This is a genomic window from Isoptericola sp. NPDC060257 (assembly GCF_042726645.1).
GTDB classification, from domain to species: domain Bacteria; phylum Actinomycetota; class Actinomycetes; order Actinomycetales; family Cellulomonadaceae; genus Isoptericola; species Isoptericola nanjingensis.
Genome location: NZ_JBHXAW010000231.1, coordinates 1 through 7,259, shown reverse-complemented (window position 1 = coordinate 7,259; position 7,259 = coordinate 1). Strand labels below are relative to the sequence as shown.

At 71.0% G+C, this 7,259-nt stretch carries 5 protein-coding genes; all 5 read left to right on the top strand.

Translation table 11 applies throughout. The features are described from left to right. Positions 1-196: 196 nt before the first annotated feature. Positions 197-1,204: an ABC transporter substrate-binding protein gene (locus tag ACFWEK_RS16560; protein WP_430554743.1), complete on the top strand. Its 1,008-nt coding sequence runs from the start codon at positions 197-199 to the stop codon at positions 1,202-1,204. A gap of 123 nt (positions 1,205-1,327) precedes the next feature. Next, the gene (locus ACFWEK_RS16555; RefSeq protein ID WP_430554742.1) at positions 1,328-2,899 is read left to right on the top strand and encodes a sugar ABC transporter ATP-binding protein; all 1,572 of its coding nucleotides are present in this window, start codon (positions 1,328-1,330) and stop codon (positions 2,897-2,899) included. Then, positions 2,899-3,996: an ABC transporter permease gene (locus tag ACFWEK_RS16550; protein ID WP_430546617.1), complete on the top strand. Its 1,098-nt coding sequence runs from the start codon at positions 2,899-2,901 to the stop codon at positions 3,994-3,996. Before ACFWEK_RS16555 ends, ACFWEK_RS16550 begins: the two co-directional genes overlap by 1 nt. Beyond that, positions 3,993-5,015, top strand: a complete 1,023-nt coding sequence (gene yjfF, locus ACFWEK_RS16545; RefSeq protein ID WP_430546616.1) for a galactofuranose ABC transporter, permease protein YjfF — start codon at positions 3,993-3,995, stop codon at positions 5,013-5,015. The genes ACFWEK_RS16550 and yjfF overlap by 4 nt, the downstream gene beginning before the upstream one ends. Before the next feature lie 138 nt (positions 5,016-5,153). Further along, positions 5,154-7,259 (top strand): carbohydrate binding domain-containing protein (locus ACFWEK_RS16540; protein WP_430554741.1); only part of this gene is annotated, 2,106 nt, incomplete at its 3' end.

The following is a 7,259-nucleotide window of genomic DNA, read 5'->3' as shown; positions in this document are numbered from 1 at the left end:
GGGCCACGATCGCACCCGCAACGCTCTCGGGATGTCCACCGGCGCCGTTACGCGATCGTGACGTGGATTCCTGGACGGCCTCTATTGTGACCGGTCACATCTCCGCTATGTTAGCGGTCACACAAGCGTTGCCGGAGGGTCAGAGAAGACCCAGGGACCGGGTCCCCCGGTCGGCCGGCGTCTCGAGGAGGAGATCATGAGCAAGAACTTCCGGCGCGCCGGTGCGGCGCTGTTCGTCACGGCGCTCACGGCGGCCTCGCTGGTCGCGTGCAGCAGCGAGCAGGCGCCCCAGGGCGGCGGGGACGGCGGCGGCGAGTCGGCCGCCGCCTCGGACACGATCGTCCTCGGCTTCTCGCAGGTCGGGGCGGAGTCCGGCTGGCGCGCGGCCAACACCAAGTCCATCCAGGACACGCTCACGCAGGAGAACGGCTTCGACCTCAAGTTCTCCGACGCGCAGCAGAAGCAGGAGAACCAGATCCAGGCGATCCGGTCCTACATCCAGCAGCAGGTCGACGTCATCGCGTTCTCCCCGGTCGTCGAGACCGGCTGGGACGCCGTGCTCGAGGAGGCCAAGGCCGCGAACATCCCGGTGATCCTCACCGACCGGGCCGTCGACTCCGAGGACGACACCCTGTACGAGTCGTTCATCGGGTCCGACTTCGTCGAGGAGGGCAAGCGCGCCGGCGAGTGGGCCGTGGAGCAGTACGACGGCGAGGGCTACAAGGCAGTCGAGCTGCAGGGCACCACCGGCGCCGCGCCCATGATCGACCGGCAGCAGGGCTTCGCCGACGCGATCGCGGGCTCCGACATCGAGATGATCGACTCGCAGACCGGCAACTTCACCCGCACCGAGGGCAAGCAGGTGATGGAGGGCTTCCTGCAGAAGTACGACGACATCGACCTGGTCTTCGCCCACAACGACGACATGGGCCTGGGCGCCATCGAGGCGATCGAGGCCGCGGGCAAGGTGCCGGGCAAGGACATCAAGATCATCACGGTCGACGGCGTCAAGGACGGCATGCAGGCGCTCGCCGACGGCAAGATCAACTACATCGTCGAGTGCAACCCGCTGCTCGGCCCGGACCTCGCGGAGATCGCGAAGAAGGTCGTGGCCGGCGAGGAGGTCGAGAAGCGCATCGTCACCCAGGACGAGGCGTTCGACCAGGAGGCGGCGAAGGCCGCGCTGCCGGACCGTCAGTACTGATCGTCGGTGCTGATGGTCGGTACTGACCGTCAGCAGTGACCGTCGGTACGCTCCACGAGACCCGCGGTGGGTGCGGTGCGGGACGCCCGCGCCGCGCCCACCGCGCTCCACGGAAGGTCAAGGATGACGCCATCGGACGCCGGCGACGCCGGCAGCACCCCCGACGCCCGGCCCCAGGACGTGCGCCCCGTCGTCGAGATGACCGGGATCTCCATCGAGTTCCCGGGCGTCAAGGCGCTCGACGGCGTGGACCTCCGGCTCCTGCCGGGCGAGGTGCACGCCCTCATGGGCGAGAACGGCGCGGGGAAGTCCACGCTGATCAAGGCGCTCACGGGCGTCTACGGCATCGACTCCGGCGAGATCCTCGTCGACGGCGAGCCGCACCGGTTCTCCGGCCCGGGCGAGGCCCAGGCCGCGGGGATCGCCACCGTGTACCAGGAGGTCAACCTCTGCGAGAACCTCACGGTCGCGGAGAACATCATGCTCGGCAACGAGCCCCGGCGGTTCGGCGCCATCGACTGGCCCCGCACGCGCCGCCGGGCGGCCGAGCACCTCGCGACGATGGGGCTCGACGTCGACCCCTCCTCCTCGCTCGGCTCGCACTCGATCGCCGTGCAGCAGCTCGTCGCGATCAGCCGGGCCATGGTGGTGGACGCCAAGGTGCTCATCCTCGACGAGCCGACGTCCAGCCTCGACGCCGACGAGGTCGCGCGGCTCTTCGCCGTCGTGCGCCGGCTGCGCGACCAGGGCGTCGCGATCCTGTTCGTGTCGCACTTCCTGGAGCAGGTGTTCGAGCTCTCCGACCGCATGACCGTGCTGCGCAACGGCGCGCGGGTGGGGGAGTACCGGACGTCGGAGATCACCCGGAGCGAGCTCGTCTCGCGCATGATCGGCCGGTCGATGGAGGTGCTGGAGGACCTGGAGGTCCGCACCGAGCACACCGTCGACGCGGCCCAGGGCAAGCCGTTCGTCCAGGCCGTGGGTCTCGGCCGGCGCGGCTCCGTGCAGGCCTTCGACCTGGACGTCCACGAGGGCGAGGTCGTCGGTCTGGCCGGCCTGCTCGGCTCCGGCCGCACGGAGGTGGCCCGTCTGCTCGCCGGGGCGGACCGGGCCGACACGGGCACGCTGTCCGTCAAGGGGACGGCGACCCGGCTGCGCACGCCGCGCACGGCGATCGGGCGCAGGATCGCGTTCTCCTCCGAGGACCGCAAGGCCGAGGGCGTGGTCGGCGACCTGACCGTGCGGGAGAACATCGTGCTCGGCCTCCAGGCGGAGCGCGGCTGGCTGCGCCCGCTGCCCGGCAAGCAGGTCGACGAGATCGTGCAGCGGTACATCGAGGCGCTGAACATCCGGCCCGCCAACCCCGATGCCCTGCTGCGCAACCTGTCGGGCGGCAACCAGCAGAAGGTGCTCCTGGCCCGCTGGCTCGCCACCGCGCCCGAGCTGTTCATCCTCGACGAGCCGACCCGCGGCATCGACGTCGGCGCCAAGGCGGAGATCCAGCGCCTGGTGTCCGACCTCGCCGGCCGGGGCATGGCGGTGCTCTTCATCTCCGCCGAGCTCGAGGAGGTGGTGCGGCTCAGCCACCGCATCGCCGTCATGCGCGACCGGCAGAAGGTCGCCGAGCTGACCAACACCGACTCCGTCGGCGTCGACGACGTCGTCGAGCTCATCGCGAGCGGAGGGGACCGCTGATGCCCACATCGCAGGCCGCCGGCGGGTTCGGCGCCGTCGTCCGCCACCACCTGTTCTGGCCCGTGGTCGCGCTGGTCGCGCTGCTCGCCGTCAACACGGCCGTCCGACCGGGCTTCCTGTCCGTGTCGATCCTCGACGACCACCTCTTCGGGTCGCCGATCGACATCCTGCGCAACTGCGCCCCGCTCATGCTGGTCGCCCTCGGCATGTCGCTGGTGATCGCCACCCGCGGCATCGACCTCTCCGTGGGCGCCGTGGTCGCGATCTCGGGGGCGGTGGCCCTCACGTTCATCGCGGGCGCGCCGGACCCGGCGTCGACGACGACGGTGCTCCTCGCCATCGGGATGGCCCTCGCACTCGGCCTGGTGCTCGGCGTCTGGAACGGGTTCCTGGTGTCCGTGCTCGGGATCCAGCCGATCATCGCGACGCTCATCCTCATGACCGCCGGCCGCGGCGTCGCGATGCTCATCACCGAGGGGCAGATCACCACGGTCACGAGCGCCCCGTTCAAGATGCTCGGCGCCGGGTACTGGCTCGGGCTGCCCGTCGCGACCCTGGTCGCGTTCGGCGTGTTCGCGCTCGTCGCGCTGCTGGTGCGGCGCACGGCGCTCGGGATGCTCGTCGAGTCGGTCGGCATCAACCCCGCCGCGAGCCGGCTCGCCGGCGTGCGCGCGCGGACCATCGTGTGGACGGTCTTCGCGCTGTCCGGGCTGTTCTCCGCGCTGGCCGGGCTGATCCTGTCGTCCAACGTCATGGCGGCCGACGCGAACAACGCCGGCCTGTTCATCGAGCTCGACGCGATCCTCGCCGTGGTCATCGGCGGCACGTCGCTGGCCGGCGGCAAGTTCTCGCTCTCCGGCACCTTCGTCGGCGTGCTCATCATCGCGACGCTGTCGCTCACGGTGACCAACGTCGGCATCTCGCCGCTCGTGACGCCGCTGTTCAAGGCGCTCGTGGTCGCTGCGGTGACGCTGCTCCAGTCGCCCGCGATGCGGCGCAAGCTCTCGGAACGCACGCGACGGCGCGGCAGGGCGGCGCCGGTGACGCCGTCGGACAAGCCCGCCGACGTGGCGACGGACAAGGTGGTGGCCTCATGACGACCCTCGCATCCTCGCGCCGCGGGGCGCCGTCCCCGGACCGCGTGCCGTCCGTCGGCCGCCGCCTGCGCGTCGACCGCCGCTACCTGCCCGTGGTCGGGACCCTCGTGGTGTTCGTGCTGCTGCTCGTGGTGGGCGGCGCGCGCTACGACAACTTCCTGTCCGTCGGCGTGCTCGCGAACCTGTTCATCAACAACGCGTTCCTCATCGTGCTGGCCGTCGGGATGACGTTCGTCATCCTCACCGGCGGCATCGACCTCTCCGTCGGTTCGGTGCTGGCGCTGTCCGGCGTGACGGCGGCGTACCTGCTGCAGTCCGGCGTCCCCGCCGGGGTGGTGATCCCGCTGGTCGTGCTCATCGGCTCGCTGATCGGGCTCCTCGTCGGCGCGATGGTGCACGTCTTCGAGGTGCAGCCGTTCATCGCGACCCTCGCGGCGATGTTCTTCGCCCGCGGCCTGTGCTTCCTCGTCGCGCCGGAGTCGATCCCGATCGACGACCCGACCTTCGTCGCCCTGGCCTCCTGGGACACGTGGGCCGGCGGGCAGTGGCGGATCACGTCGAGCGTCGTGATCGCGCTGGTCGTGGTGGCGGTCGCGTTCTACCTGCTGCACTACACGCAGTTCGGCCGCACCGTGTACGCCATCGGCGGCGGGGAGCAGTCGGCCAAGCTCATGGGCCTGCCCGTCGCGCGCACCAAGGTGCTGGTGTACGTCATCAGCGGCACCTGCGCCGGTCTCGGCGGCCTGCTGTTCGCGATGTTCTCGCGGTCGGGCTACTCCCTGACCGGCGTGGGCATGGAGCTGGACGCGATCGCGGCCGTCGTCATCGGCGGCACGCTGCTCACGGGCGGCACCGGCTTCGTGCTCGGGTCCGTGCTCGGCGTCCTCGTGCTCGGACTCATCCAGACGATCATCACCTTCGAGGGCACTCTCTCCTCCTGGTGGACCAAGATCGTCATCGGCGCGCTGCTGCTGGTCTTCGTGGTCCTGCAGCGGCTGCTCGCCCTGCGGCGCTCCTAGCCGTCCCGGCTCCGCACCCGTCCGGGCGTCGGGTCGGCGGCACGCGCCGCCGGCCCGACGTCCCACCACCGCGCACCATCTCGGTACCTGCACCCCCCGCACCTGTACGACGACGTACGACACGGAGGTTCTACAACGATGCACATCCCATCGAGACAGCACGGGCCCCGATGGTCGAGGCCCCTGGCGGCAGCGGCCCTCGCCCTCGCGCTGCCCGCCACGGCGGCCGCGGCCGTCCCGCTGCGGGCGGCTCCCGCGTCGCAGTCGCCGGCCCCGTCGGCGGCGGGCGACGGCTACGGCGCCTACGTCTTCCCCTACTTCGCCGGCGAGCAGGACGGCGGCGAGAAGATCTACCTGGCCGTCAGCGAGGCCGACGACCCCACCGCGTGGACCACGCTGAACGGCGGTGAGCCCGTCCTCGAGTCCACCCTCGGCACGCAGGGCCTGCGCGACCCGTTCCTCACCCGCAACCCCGAGACCGGCACCTACTACCTGCTCGCCACCGACCTGAAGATCGCCGGCGGCGGGAACTTCGGCGACGCCCAGGAGACCGGCAGCCGGGCGATGATGGTGTGGTCCTCCGACGACCTGATCCACTGGTCCGACCAGCAGGAGGTCGAGGTCGCGCCGCCGGACGCCGGCAACCTCTGGGCCCCCGAGGCGACCTGGGACGCCGAGGCCGGGCAGTTCGTCGTCTACTGGGCGTCGGCGCTGAACCCGGACGACGTCGCGCCGGAGGACCGGGACATCGCGACGTCGTACCAGCGCATGCTGTCCGCCACGACGCCCGACTTCTCCGCGGGCAGCTTCTCCGAGCCGCAGGTGTGGATCGACGAGGAGCGCGGCGCGGGCCGGGGCATGATCGACTCGACCGTCGCGGTCGAGGACGGCACCTACTACCGGTTCACCAAGGACGAGGCGGACATGACCGTCCGCGAGGAGTCCTCCGACGACCTGTCCCGCACCCAGGGCGTGACCGAGGGCGACGGGTGGGACCTGGTCGCCGAGCACGTCGGCGTGGGCCAGCCCAACCCGTGGGGCGGCGAGTTCACCGCGGGCGAGGGTCCCACCGTCTTCCCGTCCCTGACCGACGACTCCTGGTTCATGATGATCGACCAGCCGTCGTACCACGGGGGCCAGGGGTACATGCTGTTCCGCACGGACGACCTGGCGAGCGGGGACTGGACCTCGGTGCCCGACGCCGAGCTGCCGAGCCACCCGCGGCACGGCACGGTGCTGCCGATCACGACGGCGGAGCAGCAGTCGCTGCTCGAGGCGTACCCGGAGGGCGAGCCGGAGGTCGTCGAGCAACGGCTCACCATCGACTCGGCCGCCGACCGCACCGAGATGAGCGACGACCTGTACGGCGTGTTCTACGAGGACATCAACTACGCCGCCGACGGCGGCCTGTACGCCGAGCTGGTGCGCAACCGGTCGTTCGAGTTCGCCCAGGAGGACAACGCGGGCTTCACCGGCCTGACGGGCTGGGAGCAGACCGGCGGCGGCGACGTCGCCGTCGAGTCCGCGCGCGGCGAGTGGCTCAACGACAGCAACCGGCACTACCTCACCGTGACCTCCGACGGCACGACCGGCGTCTCGAACGCGTCGTACAACGAGGGCGTCGCGCTGAGCGAGGGGTCGTCGTACGACTTCTCCGTCTGGGCGCGCAGCGACGTCGCCCAGGACCTCACGGCGACCCTCGTGTCCGCCGACGGCGCGACGACGTACGGGACGGCGACGGTCGCCGTCGACGGCTCCGACGAGTGGGCGCGGTACACGGCGACGGTGACGGCGTCCGCGACGACGAACGCCGCGCGCCTGCGGGTCGCCTCGGGCGCCGCGAGCACGCTGCGCCTCGACATGGTGTCCCTGTTCCCGCAGGACACGTGGGTGGGGCCGGTCAACGGCAGGAGCACGCTGCGCAAGGACCTCGCCGAGAAGGTCGCGGCGCACGACCCGAGCTTCCTGCGGTTCCCCGGCGGCTGCGTCACCAACGTCGGCACCTTCGACTCCTACCTCGAGTCCGACGGCCAGGACCGGCAGCGGACGTACCAGTGGAAGGAGACCATCGGCCCGGTCGAGGAGCGCCCGACCAACTGGAACTTCTGGGGCTACAACCAGTCGTACGGCATCGGCTACCTCGAGTACCTCGAGTTCGCCGAGGACCTCGGCGCGTTCGCGCTGCCCGTCGTGTCGGTGGGCGCCAACGGCTGCGGGTCGCGCATCCCGGAGATGACCGACGAC